9 protein-coding genes are annotated in these 19,922 nt (G+C 53.3%); 6 read left to right on the top strand and 3 right to left on the bottom strand.

Annotation, left to right across the window (positions count from 1 at the left end; all coding sequences use genetic code 11):
* Window positions 1–12 precede the first annotated feature (12 nt).
* Both lysA and lptM read right to left on the bottom strand, forming a co-directional pair.
* Entirely contained in the window at window positions 13–1,257 is a 1,245-nt protein-coding gene (gene lysA, locus SIL79_RS09065; protein ID WP_319619173.1) for a diaminopimelate decarboxylase, read from the bottom strand.
* Complete coding sequence (gene lptM / locus SIL79_RS09060; RefSeq protein WP_162206859.1) at window positions 1,258–1,407, bottom strand: LPS translocon maturation chaperone LptM; 150 nt, start codon at window positions 1,405–1,407, stop codon at window positions 1,258–1,260. It lies immediately after the preceding gene.
* 80 nt (window positions 1,408–1,487) lie between these two features.
* Here lptM and cyaY point away from each other — a divergent pair, with 80 nt between their 5' ends.
* Window positions 1,488–1,817, top strand: a complete 330-nt coding sequence (gene cyaY / locus SIL79_RS09055; RefSeq protein ID WP_025011356.1) for an iron donor protein CyaY — start codon at window positions 1,488–1,490, stop codon at window positions 1,815–1,817.
* Between the two features lie 14 nt (window positions 1,818–1,831).
* On the opposite strand, the gene SIL79_RS09050 is transcribed toward cyaY, so the two are convergent.
* Window positions 1,832–4,258 carry a class I adenylate cyclase gene (locus SIL79_RS09050; protein WP_071475690.1) on the bottom strand — a complete coding sequence of 809 codons (2,427 nt, stop codon included), beginning with the start codon at window positions 4,256–4,258 and terminating at the stop codon, window positions 1,832–1,834.
* A gap of 199 nt (window positions 4,259–4,457) precedes the next feature.
* On the opposite strand from SIL79_RS09050, the gene hemC reads away from it, so the two are divergent.
* The 5 genes from hemC (at window position 4,458) to SIL79_RS09025 (ending at window position 19,691) form a co-directional block, all read left to right on the top strand.
* Window positions 4,458–5,387, top strand: a complete 930-nt coding sequence (hemC, locus tag SIL79_RS09045) for a hydroxymethylbilane synthase (protein ID WP_039034025.1) — start codon at window positions 4,458–4,460, stop codon at window positions 5,385–5,387.
* 12 nt (window positions 5,388–5,399) lie between these two features.
* Entirely contained in the window at window positions 5,400–6,128 is a 729-nt protein-coding gene (locus tag SIL79_RS09040; protein WP_039034024.1) for a uroporphyrinogen-III synthase, read from the top strand.
* Between the two features lie 51 nt (window positions 6,129–6,179).
* Window positions 6,180–7,289, top strand: a complete 1,110-nt coding sequence (locus tag SIL79_RS09035; protein ID WP_052248048.1) for a uroporphyrinogen-III C-methyltransferase — start codon at window positions 6,180–6,182, stop codon at window positions 7,287–7,289.
* The gene (locus SIL79_RS09030) at window positions 7,286–8,455 is read left to right on the top strand and encodes a heme biosynthesis HemY N-terminal domain-containing protein (protein ID WP_039034023.1); all 1,170 of its coding nucleotides are present in this window, start codon (window positions 7,286–7,288) and stop codon (window positions 8,453–8,455) included. The genes SIL79_RS09035 and SIL79_RS09030 overlap by 4 nt, the downstream gene beginning before the upstream one ends.
* Window positions 8,456–8,732: 277 nt before the next feature.
* Entirely contained in the window at window positions 8,733–19,691 is a 10,959-nt protein-coding gene (locus SIL79_RS09025; RefSeq protein WP_319619169.1) for a retention module-containing protein, read from the top strand.
* The last annotated feature ends 231 nt before the right edge of the window (window positions 19,692–19,922 follow it).

The raw sequence follows: 19,922 nt of genomic DNA, 5'->3' as shown, positions 1-19,922 counted from the left end.
ACTCACACTAGTTTACGGCAGCAAGTGCTCACCTTGCCACAGTTGTTCCAGCTTTTCCCGTTCACGCACCAGATAATGTTCACTGCCATCGACCATGACTTCGGCCGCTCGCGGACGAGTGTTGTAGTTGGAGGACATCACAAAGCCATAAGCGCCGCTGGAACGCACCGCCAGCAAGTCTTTAGCTTGCAGCACCAAGGCGCGTGATTTACCCAGAAAATCCCCGGTTTCACACACTGGGCCGACAATGTCGTATTCCCGGCTTTCACCCTCTCTTGGCTGCACCGGGATAATCTGCTGCCAGGCGCTGTAGAGTGACGGCCGGATAAGGTCATTCATGGCACCGTCCACTATCGCAAAATGCTTGCCGGCATTCTCTTTCTGGAACAATACCTGGGTGACAAAGATCCCGGCATTGGCGGCAATCGCCCTGCCCGGTTCGAAAATTAGCTTCAGTGGTCGTTCACCCAGACGCTCGAGCAATGCGGCGGCATACTTGTCCGGTTGTGGCGGGGTTTCTTCATCATAAGTGACTCCCAGACCGCCGCCCACGTCCAGATGCTCAATCACTATGCCTTTTTCTGCCAGCCTATCGATCAATGCCAGCATTCTATCCATAGCATCGAGAAACGGCCTGAGTTCAGTAAGCTGTGAGCCGATATGGCAGTCGGCGCCCTTGATGGCCAGGTGCGGCAAGGATTGCACCTGCAGGAAGGCTTCCTCGGCTTCATCCATGGCGATGCCGAACTTGTTTTCTTTCAGGCCGGTGGAGATATAGGGGTGAGTACCGGCATCCACATCTGGGTTGATCCGCAACGAAACCGGCGCCTGTTTACCCAAAGAGCCTGCCACTTCGTTGAGCAGTTCAAGCTCGGCGCGGGACTCGACGTTGAAGCAATATATGCCCAGCTCCAGTGCCAGTTTCAATTCTGCCGCTGTCTTGCCAACACCGGAAAACACCACCTTGGCCGGATCGCCACCTGCGGTGATTACCCGGGTCAGTTCTCCGCCTGAGACAATATCAAAGCCACTGCCAAGGCGCGCCAACACATTGAGCACCGCCAGATTGGAGTTGGCCTTGACCGCATAGCAGATAAGGTGTGGATGAGTGGCCACGGCTCTGTCAAAGGCATGCCAATGGCGCTCCAATGTTGCCCGCGAATAGACATACAAAGGCGTACCATATTGAGCCGCCAAATCGGCTACGGCGCAGTCTTCGGCATACAGAGCCTGAGCTTGATATTGAAAATGATCCAATTAGTTTTCCTCTGTCGATTGCTGGGGTTGCTCGGTTTGTTCCGTCTGGGATTGGTTGTCCGGCAGATCCGGGCTCTTGTAAAGCACGCCTTTTTGACCACAACCAAGCAGCAACAGGCTAGCAAGCATCAGGGATAAAAACAGTCTCATTTTACTCAACATCTGGGCAGCAGGATTACATTAGCCTTATAATCGCATTCATCTTGATGAAAGCAAAGGACAGATATTCCATGGCCATGACAGATACCGAATATCATCAGCTCGCCGATGAAATGTTCGACCGGATAGAAACCGCAATTGAAAATGCAATAGATGAGCAGGATGCCGATGTTGATATCGACGCTTCAGGCAATGTGCTGCAGCTCGAGTTCGCCGACAGCTCCAAAATCGTGATTAACAAACAGGAGCCGCTGCACCAGATCTGGGTAGCAACCCGTTTCGGTGGTTATCACTTTGGCTATGTCGACGGTAAATGGATAGATGAGCGCAACGGCGGCGAGTTTATGCCCTTCGTCAGAGAGTCCATCAGCCGCCAGGGTGGTATAGAACTGTCGTTCTGATGATTTAGGGGCGGTCAGAACTCTGTCTGCGCCGCCCTTGCCGTGACCCCAAAAGGCACCACATCCAGATTACCGCTCTGGCGCACCAGGCGGAAAAACTGCGGAAAGTTGAACTGATTTTTAAGGTTCAGTACTTCACCGAAGGCGTAATGCTGGGTGACAGTATTAACCAATTCACTGACATCCGGATTGCTGTGCACATAGTGGCTCAAGCCATTTCCTTCATCCAGTACAAACACATCCAACTCATCTTCCCGGCTGCGCAGGAAATACTGGATCACTCCTTTCACCGCATAGTTCTGGATAACCTCAGGCACCTTGACCCAAGGATCGTTGGCAAGCTCGGGCCTTGGCAGACTCTGTAGCTCGCCCCTGGCCAACTGACGATAGAGGGACTTCACATCGCTGAGATCCCGGTAACTCATGCCCTTGGCATCGAAAAACAGGCCATATTTCTTTTCACCCAGTTGCAGTGGCTGCACTAAAGTCTTGGACGGACAGGCGTCTTTTATCAGTCGGTGCACCTGCTTGAGAATATCCACTACAGTTTGTTCCAGCTGGGACTGCAGCTTTTGCGAGGCGCTGACGACATCGAAGGCCACCTGTTGTGGCGCCCTTCTCATACCTGGAGTGGCAAAGGCAATGGCCTCCAATAGCGCCTGCTCACCGCTAAAGCTATGACAATGCCATTCCCCCCAAGAATTAAGGCTCATCAGTTGCACCGAACCCAGCAAACTGGCTGCCGGTTTTCCTGTCGCCAGCAGGTTGCTGCCCATGAGTTCCAGCATCAAGCTTTGACCCTGCCAATGCTCGCTGGGGTCCTGCTCCAGATTAAGAATCCACACCAACTTGCGATAATGCCAAGGCTGACACAGATCCAGTTTCGACACCCGCCATTGCTTGTCTTCGGTATAAGGCAATAGCCGTTCGGCCACCTGGTTAAGACGCCGACACCGTAGACGACCCGCGCGATACTCAAACCAGCGGCTGTTGGCGGTAGCCACCCCGTTGAGGCAAGCCCAAATCATCAAAGAGGCGGCATCATCGGCCTGATAGATGGCCACCTCGCCCATAAACTGTCGCGGCTCCGGCGATAGACGATAGAGATGACAGCGGCCATCCTGCTCGCTGCGAACTATGGTCAGATTCGGCTCAGCCAGCGACTGACTCCAAAGCCGGTTGAGCCGCAGGATCTGCTGCTTGTCCTCGCTGAAATAGGTGTGTAACTTGCGGGTCAACAGCCCCAAGTCTTCTACTTTAAAGTACTCGCTCAGCCTGTGAGTCGAAGCGAAATGCAAAAGAGTTTGGTAGCTGGCCAGCATCAACTCGTTAAGTTGAGCGTTGAACCACTGCAACTGCCCACTGTGCCAATGTTCGCAATCATCCAGAGTAATCAGCAGACTCTGGGGCCATTCCCACTGCTCCACCAATTGCTTGAGTTTGTGGTAGCGCCAATCGTGACACTGCTCGACATCACTGAGCCTGATACCACATTTGAGGTAAAAACAGCGGCGCACTATCTCCAACCGACGCTCGTCTCCCACTTTAAGCAGATAAGATTCGATATATTGATACAGGAGCAAATAGGCGTCGTTGGCGTTGGAAAAGTCACCGGCCAGAGTTCTCAACCACACCCATTCACTGACCAGGTTGGTTTGTGGATAGTTGCTGGCATAAGCTTCCAACAGCAGTACCTTGAGCAAGGCCTTGTGCGGCTTGTCCAAGCCTTTGTAGAGCTGCCATAAAGAGGCACCAAAATACTCATTGGCGGGTAGTTGGTGCATATCACCAAGAAACAGAAAATCGCTGCAAGGCTCGGCATTGGGCCACCAGGCGACCGTCTTGCCGGCCAGGCGGATATGGCTGCGGTAGAACTCTTCCAGCAGCAACCAATGTTGGGCGCTGCCGCTGTGTTCATGCCCCAGCAGCTCCCACTCGGCATCCTGATTGCAAGTGTCGTCACGGCAAAACTGCCGCGGGTGTACCAGATAAAAGTTCACTTCAAATTGAAAGCCGGCAAACCAGCGGGTGAGTTTGAGGCTCTTGTCCCGCAGCAACTCTACTTCCTCTTGTGTCAGCCCGGCGTCATAGACTAACCAGACATCCACATCGCTCTTGGGATTCTGGCCAAAACTGGCGGTACTGCCCATTACGTAAACCCCTTCCAGCACAGGACTGGCATGCAGGGTATCCTCGAACTGGGGTAACGTTAGGGTAGCGAGCGATTCCTTGAGCTCAACTGAGAGTTGGAACCCCTTGACTCCGCATGGCGTCAAAGGGCTGTTATATCCTGGCAGTCGGCTGTGGTGCTGATGCAGCAACAGGGGGATCAGGTTAAACAGATGCCTTTGCAATGGGGAAAACAGCGCCTGAGCACGAGCCAAACGCACTCGATTGAGGCGCTCGGCGTATTCGGCGTATTGTCGCTGACGCTCGGTCATCCAAATTTCACTATCCCTGAACCAGTTGGATGATCATGCTAACACTTTTGCGGTAGCAGGCAAGTAATGAGATCAAGATCACACTATTTGGCAAAAATTTAACGTGCCCACTTCAAAGATTGAGCAGCGTTCGGTGCCATTCTCCAATGGGCAATGTTAGCATTGGCGCATTTAACGTACTCTCACGGAAAAGATTGGCATGTCAGAAAATCGCATTCGCATAGCAACACGTAAAAGCCCTCTCGCCATGTGGCAGGCAGAATTTGTCAAAGCCGAGCTGGAACGCATTCACCCCGGGCTGACAGTAGAACTGCTGCCAATGAGCACCAAGGGTGATGTCATCCTGGATACTCCTCTGGCCAAAGTAGGCGGCAAGGGGTTGTTCGTTAAAGAGCTGGAAGTCGCCATGCTGGAAGACCAGGCGGATATCGCAGTGCACTCCATGAAAGATGTGCCGGTTGAATTCCCGGAAGGGCTGGGGCTGGAAGTGATCTGCGAACGTGAAGATCCCCGTGATGCCTTCGTTTCCAACAGCTACAAGAGTATAAATGAACTGCCTCAAGGCGCGGTTGTCGGTACTTCAAGCCTGCGCCGTCAATGTCAGCTCAGAGCCCGTCGCCCGGACCTTATCATCAAAGATCTGCGCGGTAATGTGGGAACCCGTCTGGGTAAGCTGGATGCCGGTGAATATGATGCCATCATTCTGGCTGCCGCCGGGCTTATCCGCTTGAAACTGTCAGAGCGTATTGCCAGTTTTATCAGCGCCGAAGAATCACTGCCGGCCAACGGCCAGGGTGCTGTCGGCATTGAATGCCGCACTAATGATGAGCGGGTAAAAGCCTTGCTGGCACCGCTTGAACATAAAGAAACCCGCTACAGGGTATTGGCCGAAAGAGCGATGAATACGCGTCTTGAAGGAGGTTGCCAGGTACCTATCGGGGCCTATGCCGAGATCCAGGGCGAACAACTAACCTTGAGAGGTTTGGTAGGTAATCCTGACGGTTCTGAAGTCATTTCAGGAGTGGTAAGTGGTCATCAAGACGAAGCGGTAGCCTTGGGTAACGCCCTGGCAGAAGAACTGCTGAGCAAAGGCGCCAAAACCATATTGGATGCCGTTTACGGCAAATAACAAGGCGGCACTATGAAAGTGTTGTTGACGCGCCCTGAGGGGCGCAATCACGCCATGGAACAGGCGCTGGCAGAAAGGGGCATACCTTTTATGGTGACCCCTCTCTTGGCAGTCGAGGCCATGGAAGACAAAAGTATCTCCCCTACCGAGGTGCAGGATGCCGACATCATTGTATTTGTCAGCACCAATGCGGTGCATTTCGGCACTCAGGCGCTGAATGCCTCATGGCCGTCACACATTCAATATTTTGCCGTCGGCGAAGCCACTTTTGAGGCCTTTGCACATTATGGCATTCAGGGGCATAAGGCTCCGGATGACAATCAACAGACCGAAGGCCTGTTAACCCTGCCAGGACTGCAACCCGAAGTAGTAAAACACAAGAAAGTGGTCATAATTCGGGGCAACGGTGGCCGGGAAGTACTGGGAAAAACACTTCAGCAATATGGCGCTGTAGTCAAGTTCTGGGAGGTCTATCGCCGCACCTGCCCTTCCTATGATGCAGTACAACTGGTCAAGGAATGGCAAGCCTTCGGGATAGACACCATAGTGATCAGCAGTGCAGAAAGCCTGACGAACCTTATCCGGCTGCTGCCAAAAGAGTATTTTGCTTGGCTGCAAGCATGTCATATTATAGTTCCCAGCATTCGGGTGGTAGATAAGGCCGTCGTCGCCGGATTAACTCAGGTGACTGATGCTACGGCGGCCAACAGTAAGGCCGTACTCAAGGCATTGAGGCTTTAGTTTCCCCCCTCCCGATTTCCAGCCCTATTGTCGCGTTAAAGGACTGCATTAATGGATAACAGCAAGCCAGAAGTCGGGAGCGATACCCCCGCACTGCCTACCCAGCCCCAGGATCTCACAGAGCAAGATACCCCTGTGGCGACAGCCAAGCACAGCTCATTGCTCCTGAAACTAACCCTACTATTGAGCCTGTTGCTGGCACTGCTGGCCTGCGCCACAGGTGCTTATCTCTTTTGGCAACTGCAGCAACAGCAAACCGCCAATGCACAGCTGGCAACGACCCTCGAACAAGTCAAACAAGCTCCGGAGGCCAGATTGCAGGCACTGGAGCAGCAACTGAGAAGCGACCTGCAACAAAATCAACAGCAACAAGGTGCCATAGAACAACTGCGCGATGCTCAACAACAGATGCAAACCCGTATCGCTACCCTTGCACAACGTAGTCCCAACCATTGGATGGCGGCTGAAGCCGAATACTTGGTGCGGATGGCGGGACGTAAACTGTGGCTGGAGAAAGATCCGCAAACGGCAACTGGCCTGTTACAGGCCGCCGATGAGCGTATTGCTGCCATGCAGGAGCCATCTCTTATGCCGCTGCGTCGCGCCCTCGCCAACGATATGGCGGCGGTAAGCGCCATCAAGAATACCGACATCGCAGGTACTGTTTTCACCCTGGATGGCATTATCACCAAGCTGGACAAGCTGCCGCTTAACCGTGTCGGCAGTCAACAAATAGAGCCGGAAACTGAAAGTAAAATGTCTGACTCTATTGGTGACTGGCAGAGCAACCTGGCCAAGACCTGGAGCGCGCTGAAGGAAGACTTCTTCACTATTCGCAAAATAAGCTCAGATATCACACCTCTGCTATCTCCCCAGCAGGAATGGTACCTACTCGAGAATATCCGCAATAAACTACTGCAGTCACAGCTGGCCCTCTACCAATATGATGAGCTCAACTACCGCCAATCATTGGCCATGGCCCGCAAATGGATCCAACAATATTTCGACCTTGATGATCCGCGCACCGAAGAAGTGCTGACTGCAATTAATGCTTTGTCCAGTCTGCAGCTGGATCCTATCAGTCTGACTAAATTTGAATCCAGCGCCCAGCTCAAGCAGTTGGTCACCTATGGCGAACTCATGCCGGGGGCCGAACTATGATAAGAGTACTCATCTATCTGGTGATTATTCTGGCAGGCGCCTGTCTGAGCCCACTCTTAGCCGGTAAGACGGGTTATGTTTATATCGCCTTCCTGGACTGGCAACTGGAAACTAACCTGCTGTTTGCCGTTATGGCACTCATCATATTCTTTGCCCTGTTGCAGCTACTGGAATGGCTGCTTGTCACTGTGCTGAATCTGGTGCTTAACAGTCGCTACCTGCCGCGGCGCTGGCGCCGCAATGCTGCTCGTAAGCACACGCTCACTGGCGCCCTGGCACTGGCAGAAGAAGATTGGCCTGCGGCCGAAAAGGCGATGCAAAAAGGCGCCGAAGCCGGTGAACTGCCCGCTCTTAATTATCTGGCAGCCGCCAGAGCGGCCCAACGACAGTTCAAGAATGAAGAGCGGGATGAATACCTGAATAAGGCGGCCCAATTGCCACTGGCAACCCAAGCGGTCACCACCACCAGAGTGCGCTACTACATGCAGCAAGGCGAGCTGGAAAAAGCCCGCGAGCAGCTGGATAAACTACAACCCAGCAGCAAGAGTAAAGCGCCGGTACTGCAACTGGCCTTGGAGCTTTATCAGAGCCAGTTAGACTGGCAGGCCCTAAAACTACTACTGCCGACGTTACGTAAAAAACAACTCCTGGATAATGAAGAGTATGACCTCCTGAACCAAAGAGTAAATAATGCTCTGCTGGCCCAGGCAGCCCTTCGCAGCGAACAGGAACTGGAAAAATGTTGGCACTGGCTTAGCCGTCAGGAACGCAGCCAACAAGCCAATATGGCACAATATGCTTTGGGTCTGGCCGGCTTCAACCGCCGTGACGAAGCCCTAAAACTGCTGAATAAGGCGCTGAAAAAAGAACCTTGCGCTGCGGTTTTGGGAGTGTTGCCGAAAATTTTTGAGCCGCAGGACAACGAAACCCTGAAACTGCTGAAAAATTTGGAGCCCAAGCTCGAAAATCATGCCGACTACCAACACTGTATGGCCCAAATCCATGAGCTCTGCCGTGAATTCAGCCTGGCCCGCACGGCATGGGAACGCTTGTGTCATTTACTGCCCCGCAAAGAGTACTGGCTGGCCTTAGCCAAACTTCAGGAACAGTTAGCCGATCATCAAGGGGCTTTCAAGAGCTATAAGCAAGCCGCCAAGTGCGACTAATCGATAGATCTTTTCGTAATAAAAAAGCCACTTATTTAGTGGCTTTTTTATTAATCATCACAAGATTATCCGCACACATACTGTAACCGCATGAATGCGAGACAGATTCTAAAATGTGGACATTTTGTCCCACCCTCATATAACTTTACAACCATTAACGTCACATATTTGACAGTCTTTGTTTCAACCCCAGACTTAATAATTAATACCTTTAACTGACGCTCATGGGCACAAAGTGACCTTGCCGTCAGTATATGCGTGCAAAGGAGTATGAGTTATGGGCGTCGCAATCAGTAAGCAAGACGCGGTTGTCACCAATCTGGTTGGACAACTCAAGGCCAAGGACGAAAATGGCAATATCCGCGATCTGAGTATCGGGGATGTCATTCGCAATGGTGAAGAGATCATCTTCACTGCAAATGATACTTTCACCATAGAATATGCTGACGGTACCCAGCTGACAGAGCAAAATGCCCAGCCCAACACTCAACCTCAGTCAGACAGCGCCGCTGTTGATGGCGCCCAATTTGCCAATGAAGGGGTCGATGCCGAAATAGCTGCATTACAGGCACAGATACTTGCAGGTGATGACCCTACCGCTAACCTGCCCGCTACAGCTGCCGGTGCCGGGACAGCTGGAAACCAGGGCGGATTCGACTATATATCCGTAGCCAGGGATGGTTCTGAAGTATTGGCGAGCGCAGGTTACGATACCAGTGGCTTTGAGCAAGCCACCATCACCACCCAAGAAGAAATATTACTTGATGATCTTCCCCTGACTGGCCCTACACTCACCAGTAGCGCAGCCACACTCTCAGATGCCAACCTACCGACAGGAACCACGCCATCACCCGCGCCCTTGACCCAAACCGGTAACTTGAGCTTCAGTGCCGCGGCTGGCGTAGCCAGCTTGACCCTGGATGGGATTGCCATTGTCTCTGGCGGCGTATTTAACGGCCCTGTCAGTATCAATACCGAATATGGCGTGCTCACCATCAATGCCGTTGACCTGATAAACGGCAATATCAGCTATAGCTTTACCCTCAATTCTGCAGTTGACCACAGCCTCAGCGATGACTTCTCTGAGGCCTTCAACCTGATATTGACCGATCTAGAAGGAAACAGTGTCGGGAATACCCTTACCATCTCGGTACTGGATGACGCTCCAAGTGGCCAGGATGACGTAAACAGTGTAAATGAAGACTCACTGCCGGCCATTAGTGGCAACCTGCTCGATAACGATGTTCAGGGCGGCGACACCGCACAGGTGACAGCCGCCGGCAGTGGCGGCAACCTCGATAATACCGTGTCCAATCAAAGCCTTGTTTCCGGCAGCTACGGCCTGCTGACCCTCAATGCCGATGGTAGTTACAGCTATCAAATTAACTCTGCAGCACAAGCAGTTCAGGCGCTCGCTCAGGGAGAATCCCTGACGGAAGTCTTCTCCTATCTGTTGACAGATGCCGATGGCGATACCAGTGTCCAAACCTTAACGATCACCATAACGGGTACCAATGATATACCTGTGATCAGCACGCCCCAGCCAGGTGAAGCCGATGGTACAGTGCGAGAAGCCGGTCAATTTGATGATGGTAGCATAGACCCCGGAACCCCAGGCGTCAGTGGTCAGCTCAGTGCCAGCGATGTGGATAATGGTGCCGTGCTTGTTTGGTCCGGCAGTGCCGACAGCCCCTTTGGCAACTTCAACATAGATGCCGCCAGTGGTGCCTGGAATTATCAGCTAGATAACACCACAGCCGATGGGCTGCTGGAAGGTGAAATTCGCACTGAAACCTTCTCTGTTACTGTGACGGATGAGTTTGGCGCCAGCGCCGAACAACTGGTCACTATTACTATCATAGGTACCAATGACGCCCCCATTCTTACCGCTGACACAAGTGGTGCCGTCATTGAAGACGTGGATGTTATTGATAGCATGCTCAGCGACAACGGTGCCTTGAGCTTCACCGATGTCGATATTGGTGACAGCCATGTTGTCAGCAGTAGCTACAATGGCGATGCAAGCTGGAGTGGCGGCGCTCTGGATCAAGCCACCCAGGATGCTCTCGCCCAGGGCTTTAGTGCAGACAATTCCGGTTGGAACTATGAGATAGCCAACAGTCTGGTACAGTTCCTCGCCGTCGGTGAGACCATCACCTTAAGCTTCACGCTGACGGTCACCGACGACTTTGGCGCCAGTGATTCACAACAAGTCACTCTGACCATTACCGGCACCAATGATGCGCCTGTGCTGAACATCGACATGAGCGGCGCGGTCACCGAGGATGTCGATGTCATCAATGGCATGCTCAGCGACAGCGGCGACTTGAGCTTCACCGATGTCGATATCAACGACAGCCACAGCGTCAGCAGCAGTTACAATGATGACGCAACATGGAGCAATAATCCCCCTCTGGATCCGGCGCTCATTAGCGCTCTGGAAGCTGGTTTCAGTGTCGATAACTCCGGCTGGAACTATGAGATAGCCAACAGCCTGGTGCAGTTCCTCGCTGTCGGTGAGACCATCACCTTAAGCTTTGATGTCAGCGTCGATGACGGCAACGGCGGCACAGATACCGAGACTGTCACTGTCACCATCACCGGCACCAATGATGCGCCGGTGCTGAGCATCGACATGAGCGGCGCGGTCACCGAGGATATCGATGTCATCAATGGCATGCTCAGCGACAGCGGCGACTTGAGCTTCACCGATGTCGATATCAACGACGGCCACAGTGTCAGCAGCAGTTACAATGATGACGCAACATGGACCAATAATCCCCCACTGGATCAAGCCACCCAGGATGCATTGGCCGCCGGTTTCAGTGTCGACAACTCCGGCTGGAACTATGAGATCGCCAACAGCCTGGTACAGTTCCTCGCTGTCGGTGAGACCATCACCTTAAGCTTTGATGTCACTGTCGATGACGGCAACGGCGGCACAGATACCGAGACTGTCACTGTCACCATTACCGGCACCAATGATGCGCCGGTGCTGAGCATCGACATGAGCGGCGCGGTCACCGAGGATGTCGATGTCATCAATGGCATGCTCAGCGACAGCGGCGACTTGAGCTTCACCGATGTCGATATCAACGACGGCCACAGCGTCAGCAGCAGTTACAATGATGACGCAACATGGACCAATAATCCCCCTCTGGATCCGGCCCTCATTAGCGCTCTGGAAGCTGGTTTCAGTGTCGACAACTCCGGTTGGAACTATGAGATTGCCAACAACCTGGTGCAGTTCCTCGCCGTCGGTGAGACCATCACCTTAAGCTTTGATGTCACTGTCGATGACGGCAACGGCGGCACAGATACCGAGACTGTCACTGTCACCATCACCGGCACCAATGATGCGCCGGTGCTGAGCATCGACATGAGCGGCGCGGTCACCGAGGATGTCGATGTCATCAATGGCATGCTCAGCGACAGCGGCGACTTGAGCTTCACCGATGTTGATATCAACGACAGCCACAGCGTCAGCAGCAGTTACAATGATGACGCAACATGGACCAATAATCCCCCTCTGGATCCGGCGCTCATTAGCGCGCTGGAGGCTGGTTTCAGTGTCGATAACTCCGGCTGGAACTATGAGATTGCCAACAGCCTGGTGCAGTTCCTCGCCGTCGGTGAGACCATCACCTTAAGCTTTGATGTCAGCGTCGATGACGGCAACGGCGGCACAGATACCGAGACTGTCACTGTCACCATCACCGGCACCAATGATGCGCCGGTGCTGAGCATCGACATGAGCGGCGCGGTCACCGAGGATGTCGATGTCATCAATGGCATGCTCAGCGACAGCGGCGACTTGAGCTTCACCGATGTCGATATCAACGACAGCCACAGTGTCGGCAGCAGCTATAACGACGATGTGCTCTGGAGCGACGGTGATCTGGATCAAGCCACCCAGGATGCATTGGCCGCCGGCTTCAGTGTCGATAACTCCGGTTGGAACTATGAGATTGCCAACAGCCTGGTGCAGTTCCTCGCCGTCGGTGAGACCATCACCTTAAGCTTTGATGTCACTGTCGATGACGGCAACGGCGGCACAGATACCGAGACTGTCACTGTCACCATCACCGGCACCAATGATACGCCGGTGCTGAGCATCGACATGAGCGGCGCGGTCACCGAGGATGTCGATGTCATCAATGGCATGCTCAGCGACAGCGGCGACTTGAGCTTCACCGATGTCGATATCAACGACAGCCACAGTGTCGGCAGCAGCTATAACGACGATGTGCTCTGGAGCGACGGTGATCTGGATCAAGCCACCCAGGACGCATTGGCCGCCGGCTTCAGTGTCGACAACTCCGGCTGGAACTATGAGATCGCCAACAGCCTGGTGCAGTTCCTCGCCGTCGGTGAGACCATCACCTTAAGCTTTGATGTCACTGTCAATGACGGCAACGGCGGCACAGATACCGAGACTGTCACTGTCACCATCACCGGCACCAATGATGCGCCGGTGCTGAGCATCGACATGAGCGGCGCGGTCACCGAGGATATTGATGTCATCAATGGCATGCTCAGCGACAGCGGCGACTTGAGCTTCACCGATGTCGATATCAACGACGGCCACAGCGTCAGCAGCAGTTACAATGATGACGCAACATGGAGCAATAATATTCCTCTGGATCCGGCCCTCACTAGCGCTCTGGAGGCTGGTTTCAGTGTCGACAACTCCGGCTGGAACTATGAGATAGCCAACAGCCTGGTGCAGTTCCTCGCCGTCGGTGAGACCATCACCTTAAGCTTTGATGTCACTGTCAATGACGGCAACGGCGGCACAGATACCGAGACTGTCACTGTCACCATTACCGGCACCAATGATGCGCCGGTGCTGAGCATCGACATGAGCGGCGCGGTCACCGAGGATATCGATGTCATCAATGGCATGCTCAGCGACAGCGGCGACTTGAGCTTCACCGATGTCGATATCAACGACAGCCACAGTGTCGGCAGCAGCTATAACGACGATGTGCTCTGGAGCGACGGTGACCTGGATCAAGCCACCCAGGATGCATTGGCCGCCGGCTTCAGTGTCGATAACTCCGGTTGGAACTATGAGATTGCCAACAGCCTGGTGCAGTTCCTCGCCGTCGGTGAGACCATCACCTTAAGCTTTGATGTCAGCGTCGATGACGGCAACGGCGGCACAGATACCGAGACTGTCACTGTCACCATCACCGGCACCAATGATGCGCCGGTGCTGAGCATCGACATGAGCGGCGCGGTCACCGAGGATGTCGATGTCATCAATGGCATGCTCAGCGACAGCGGCGACTTGAGCTTCACCGATGTCGATATCAACGACGGCCACAGCGTCAGCAGCAGTTACAATGATGACGCAACATGGAGCAATAATATTCCTCTGGATCCGGCCCTCACTAGCGCTCTGGAGGCTGGTTTCAGTGTCGACAACTCCGGTTGGAACTATGAGATTGCCAACAGCCTGGTGCAGTTCCTCGCCGTCGGTGAGACCATCACCTTAAGCTTTGATGTCACTGTCGATGACGGCAACGGCGGCACAGATACCGAGACTGTCACTGTCACCATCACCGGCACCAATGATACGCCGGTGCTGAGCATCGACATGAGCGGCGCGGTCACCGAGGATGTCGATGTCATCAATGGCATGCTCAGCGACAGCGGCGACTTGAGCTTCACCGATGTCGATATCAACGACAGCCACAGTGTCGGCAGCAGCTATAACGACGATGTGCTCTGGAGCGACGGTGATCTGGATCAAGCCACCCAGGACGCATTGGCCGCCGGCTTCAGTGTCGACAACTCCGGCTGGAGCTATGAGATTGCCAACAGCCTGGTGCAGTTCCTTGCTGTCGGTGAGACCATCACCTTAAGCTTTGATGTCACTGTCGATGACGGCAACGGCGGCACAGATACCGAGACTGTCACTGTCACCATCACCGGCACCAATGATGCGCCGGTGCTGACTATCGACATGAGCGGCGCGGTCACCGAGGATATCGATGTCATCAATGGCATGCTCAGCGACAGCGGCGACTTGAGCTTCACCGATGTCGATATCAACGACGGCCACAACGTCAGCAGCAGTTACAATGATGACGCTACATGGACCAATAATCCCCCACTGGATACGGCGCTCATTAGCGCGCTGGAAGCTGGCTTCAGTGTCGACAACTCCGGCTGGAACTATGAGATCGCCAACAGCCTGGTGCAGTTCCTCGCCGTCGGTGAGACCATCACCTTAAGCTTTGATGTCACTGTCAATGACGGCAACGGCGGCACAGATACCGAGACTGTCACTGTCACCATCACCGGCACCAATGATGCGCCGGTGCTGAGCATCGACATGAGCGGCGCGGTCACCGAGGATATTGATGTCATCAATGGCATGCTCAGCGACAGCGGCGACTTGAGCTTCACCGATGTCGATATCAACGACAGCCACAGCGTCAGCAGCAGTTACAATGATGACGCAACATGGAGCAATAATCCCCCTCTGGATCAAGCCACCCAGGATGCATTGGCCGCCGGTTTCAGTGTCGACAACTCCGGCTGGAACTATGAGATTGCCAACAGCCTGGTGCAGTTCCTTGCTGTCGGTGAGACCATCACCTTAAGCTTTGATGTCACTGTCGATGACGGCAACGGCGGCACAGATACCGAGACTGTCACTGTCACCATTACCGGCACCAATGATGCGCCTGTGCTGAGCATCGACATGAGCGGCGCGGTCACCGAGGATGTCGATGTCATCAATGGCATGCTCAGCGACAGCGGCGACTTGAGCTTCACCGATGTCGATATCAACGACAGCCACAGCGTCAGCAGCAGTTACAATGATGACGCAACATGGACCAATAATCCCCCACTGGATCAAGCCACCCAGGATGCATTGGCCGCCGGTTTCAGTGTCGACAACTCCGGCTGGAACTATGAGATTGCCAACAACCTGGTGCAGTTCCTCGCCGTCGGTGAAACCATCACCTTAAGCTTTGATGTCACTGTCGATGACGGCAACGGCGGCACAGATACCGAGACTGTCACTGTCACCATTACCGGCACCAATGATGCGCCGGTGCTGAGCATCGACATGAGCGGCGCGGTCACCGAGGATGTCGATGTCATCAATGGCATGCTCAGCGACAGCGGCGACTTGAGCTTCACCGATGTCGATATCAACGACAGCCACAGCGTCAGCAGCAGTTACAATGATGACGCAACATGGACCAATAATCCCCCACTGGATCCGGCGCTCATTAGCGCTCTGGAAGCTGGTTTCAGTGTCGACAACTCCGGCTGGAACTATGAGATTGCCAACAGCCTGGTGCAGTTCCTCGCCGTCGGTGAGACCATCACCTTAAGCTTTGATGTCAGCGTCGATGACGGCAACGGCGGCACAGATACCGAGACTGTCACTGTCACCATCACCGGCACCAATGATGCGCCTGTGCTGAGCATCGACATGAGCGGCGCGGTCACCGAGGATATCGATGTCATCAATGGCATGCTCAGCGACAGCGGCGACTTGAGCTTCACCGATGTCGATATCAACGACAGCCACAGCGTCAGCAGCAGTTACAATGATGACGCAACATGGACCAATAATCCCCCACTGGATCAAGCCACCCAGGATGCATTGGCCGCCGGTTTCAGTGTCGACAACTCCGGCTGGAACTATGAGATTGCCAACAACCTGGTGCAGTTCCTCGCCGTCGGTGAAACCATCACCTTAAGCTTTGATGTCACTGTCGATGACGGCAACGGCGGCACAGATACCGAGACTGTCACTGTCACCATTACCGGCACCAATGATGCGCCGGTGCTGAGCATCGACATGAGCGGCGCGGTCACCGAGGATGTCGATGTCATCAATGGCATGCTCAGCGACAGCGGCGACTTGAGCTTCACCGATGTCGATATCAACGACAGCCACAGCGTCAGCAGCAGTTACAATGATGACGCAACATGGACCAATAATCCCCCACTGGATCCGGCGCTCATTAGCGCTCTGGAAGCTGGTTTCAGTGTCGACAACTCCGGCTGGAACTATGAGATTGCCAACAGCCTGGTGCAGTTCCTCGCCGTCGGTGAGACCATCACCTTAAGCTTTGATGTCAGCGTCGATGACGGCAACGGCGGCACAGATACCGAGACTGTCACTGTCACCATCACCGGCACCAATGATGCGCCTGTGCTGAGCATCGACATGAGCGGCGCGGTCACCGAGGATATCGATGTCATCAATGGCATGCTCAGCGACAGCGGCGACTTGAGCTTCACCGATGTCGATATCAACGACAGCCACAGCGTCAGCAGCAGTTACAATGATGACGCAACATGGAGCAATAATCCCCCTCTGGATCCGGCCCTCATTAGCGCTCTGGAAGCTGGTTTCAGTGTCGATAACTCCGGCTGGAACTATGAGATAGCCAACAGCCTGGTGCAGTTCCTCGCCGTCGGTGAGACCATCACCTTAAGCTTTGATGTCACTGTCAATGACGGCAACGGCGGCACAGATACCGAGACTGTCACTGTCACCATTACCGGCACCAATGATGCGCCGGTGCTGAGCATCGACATGAGCGGCGCGGTCACCGAGGATGTCGATGTCATCAATGGCATGCTCAGCGACAGCGGCGACTTGAGCTTCACCGATGTCGATATCAACGACAGCCACAGCGTCAGCAGCAGTTACAATGATGACGCAACATGGAGCAATAATCCCCCTCTGGATCCGGCCCTCATTAGCGCTCTGGAGGCTGGTTTCAGTGTCGATAACTCCGGCTGGAACTATGAGATTGCCAACAGCCTGGTGCAGTTCCTCGCCGTCGGTGAGACCATCACCTTAAGCTTTGATGTCACTGTCGATGACGGCAACGGCGGCACAGATACCGAGACTGTCACTGTCACCATTACCGGCACCAATGATGCGCCTGTGCTGAGCATCGACATGAGCGGCGCGGTCACCGAGGATGTCGATGTCATCAATGGCATGCTCAGCGACAGCGGCGACTTGAGCTTCACCGATGTCGATATCAACGACAGCCACAGCGTCAGCAGCAGTTACAATGATGACGCAACATGGAGCAATAATCCCCCTCTGGATCCGGCCCTCATTAGCGCTCTGGAAGCTGGTTTCAGTGTCGACAATTCCGGTTGGAACTATGAGATAGCCAACAGCCTGGTGCAGTTCCTCGCCGTCGGTGAGACCATCACCTTAAGCTTTGATGTCACTGTCAATGACGGCAACGGCGGCACAGATACCGAGACTGTCACTGTCACCATTACCGGCACCAATGATGCGCCAGTGCTGAGCATCGACATGAGCGGTGCGGTCACCGAGGATGTCGATGTCATCAATGGCATGCTCAGCGACAGCGGCGACTTGAGCTTCACCGATGTCGATATCAACGACAGCCACAGCGTCAGCAGCAGTTACAATGATGACGCAACATGGAGCAATAATATTCCTCTGGATCCGGCCCTCACTAGCGCTCTGGAGGCTGGTTTCAGTGTCGACAACTCCGGCTGGAACTATGAGATCGCCAACAGCCTGGTGCAGTTCCTCGCCGTCGGTGAGACCATCACCTTAAGCTTTGATGTCACTGTCGATGACGGCAACGGCGGCACAGATACCGAGACTGTCACAATCACAATCAATGGAACCAACGACCCGGTTGAAGGCGAATTTGCCAAAGAGATCTGGGTTCCGGCCTCCCTGTTACAACTCTCGGATCCTTATCTTGCCGGTTATCCGCTGAATATTGATGTTCCAACCGATGTAGATGCCACGGATGAAATTAGCATCACAAACCTGAGTCTTGAGTTTATCGATCCTGCAGAAACTGCCGAGCTAGGCTCTATTTGGTACTGGGATGATGGCGAGCAGATGCTGGTGCAGTATGACTTTGACAATCCTGAAGCCTTGTCTGCAGCAGAGTTAGGCAGTCTGGTCTATCTGCCGGGTAATAACGGTGATATTGAGGAACAGCTGGATATTTCTCTGACCTTCACAGTCAACTCAGGTACAGAGCAGGTGGTTGGCGACTTCATCATCCATGCGGTGCCGGGGAACAGCTTAGGAGGGGAAAGTGTCACCATAGGTGATGGTTCATCACCTTTAACTTCAGGTAATGACCAAGATGCCATTCTCAGTATCAGTGGTGGATTCGCCGATGCGATTAATTTAGCGCCTTCCGCCGGTAGCCTGGATCTATTTACCGACTTCCAAAAATCGCCCTTTGCCATTCCAATCCCCGGCAATGAGAGAGACATTGACTCCACAGCCGGCAGCAAACGGGAAACAGAGGTATCGGTCAGGCTAACTATCAACGGTATTACCTTCATTGTGTTGCTGGCTGATCCTGTGGATAACATAGAACAAACTTGGTTTTATGATGCAGATTCTGGCTTGATGAAAGCCAGTATTGGCTACGATCAGATTGTGCAAGAGTCAGATAACTCGATAACACTCGCTGACTATCTGACCTTAAATCCAGCCCAAGCTGCCGATCAGTGGACTATTACTTACTTCGACAATGATGGAGGCAGCTATCAAGCCCGATATGTACAAGCTGTATTTACTCACGAGCTGCTGCCTGATGATGCCATTACGATAACAGGAAGCGACAACATAGATAACCTCATCTTTGGTAGCACTCAGGGTGACTCTCTCACCGGAGCTAACCAAAGTGATGAAATTGTCGGTCGCGAAGGGAATGACACCATCAAAGGTCTGGAAGGCGATGACCAATTACTGGGTGGTGCCGGTAATGACTACATCTTTGGCGGTACAGGTGCCGACTATCTGGTTGGCGGCCCCGGCAGTGACCACCTGGATGCTGGCTTAGATAATGACAGAGATATTCTTATCTGGGATGCCGGGTCTGCAGATGGCAGCACCGATGACGTCTATAACTTCTCCCCTAACACAGATGTACTGGATTTATCGGACATATTGGTTAATGAAGAAAATGGAGTTTTGGATGATTACCTGGACTTCAGCTTTGTGAATGGCAACACCATCATAACTGTCGACACGACTGGCGCCGGCGGGGACAGTGTCACCATAGTACTCAATGGTGTGGATCTGTCCACAGAGTATGGAACTACCGATGAAGGTGTGATTATTCAATCCCTTATTTCCGACGGCGCATTGTTGGTTACTCAACCTGTCGCTCAAGCCTCATTACCCGAGCCAAATTATACTTACTTATCCGAGGATCAGTTAATCCCGTAACAAAATCAGCAACAATTCACAACAAAATCAACAGAAGCGCTAAGCTTCTGTTTTTTTATTAATCGAAATAAAAAATAAACCAATATAAATCATAAAATTACAAACCGTACGATTGGTGTCAAAAAATTGACTTAACCAGGTTATTCATCTAAGATCGCCCCAGAAGATTTACACTTCTTGTCAACTTGCAACCCAAAAACAATGGGCTGCAACTTTATTGATACGGATATT

The sequence above is a fragment of the Shewanella indica genome, assembly GCF_033842865.1.
GTDB lineage: Bacteria > Pseudomonadota > Gammaproteobacteria > Enterobacterales > Shewanellaceae > Shewanella > Shewanella indica.
Note: the sequence above shows the minus strand (reverse complement) of the source record. Positions and strands in the feature narration are given on the sequence as shown.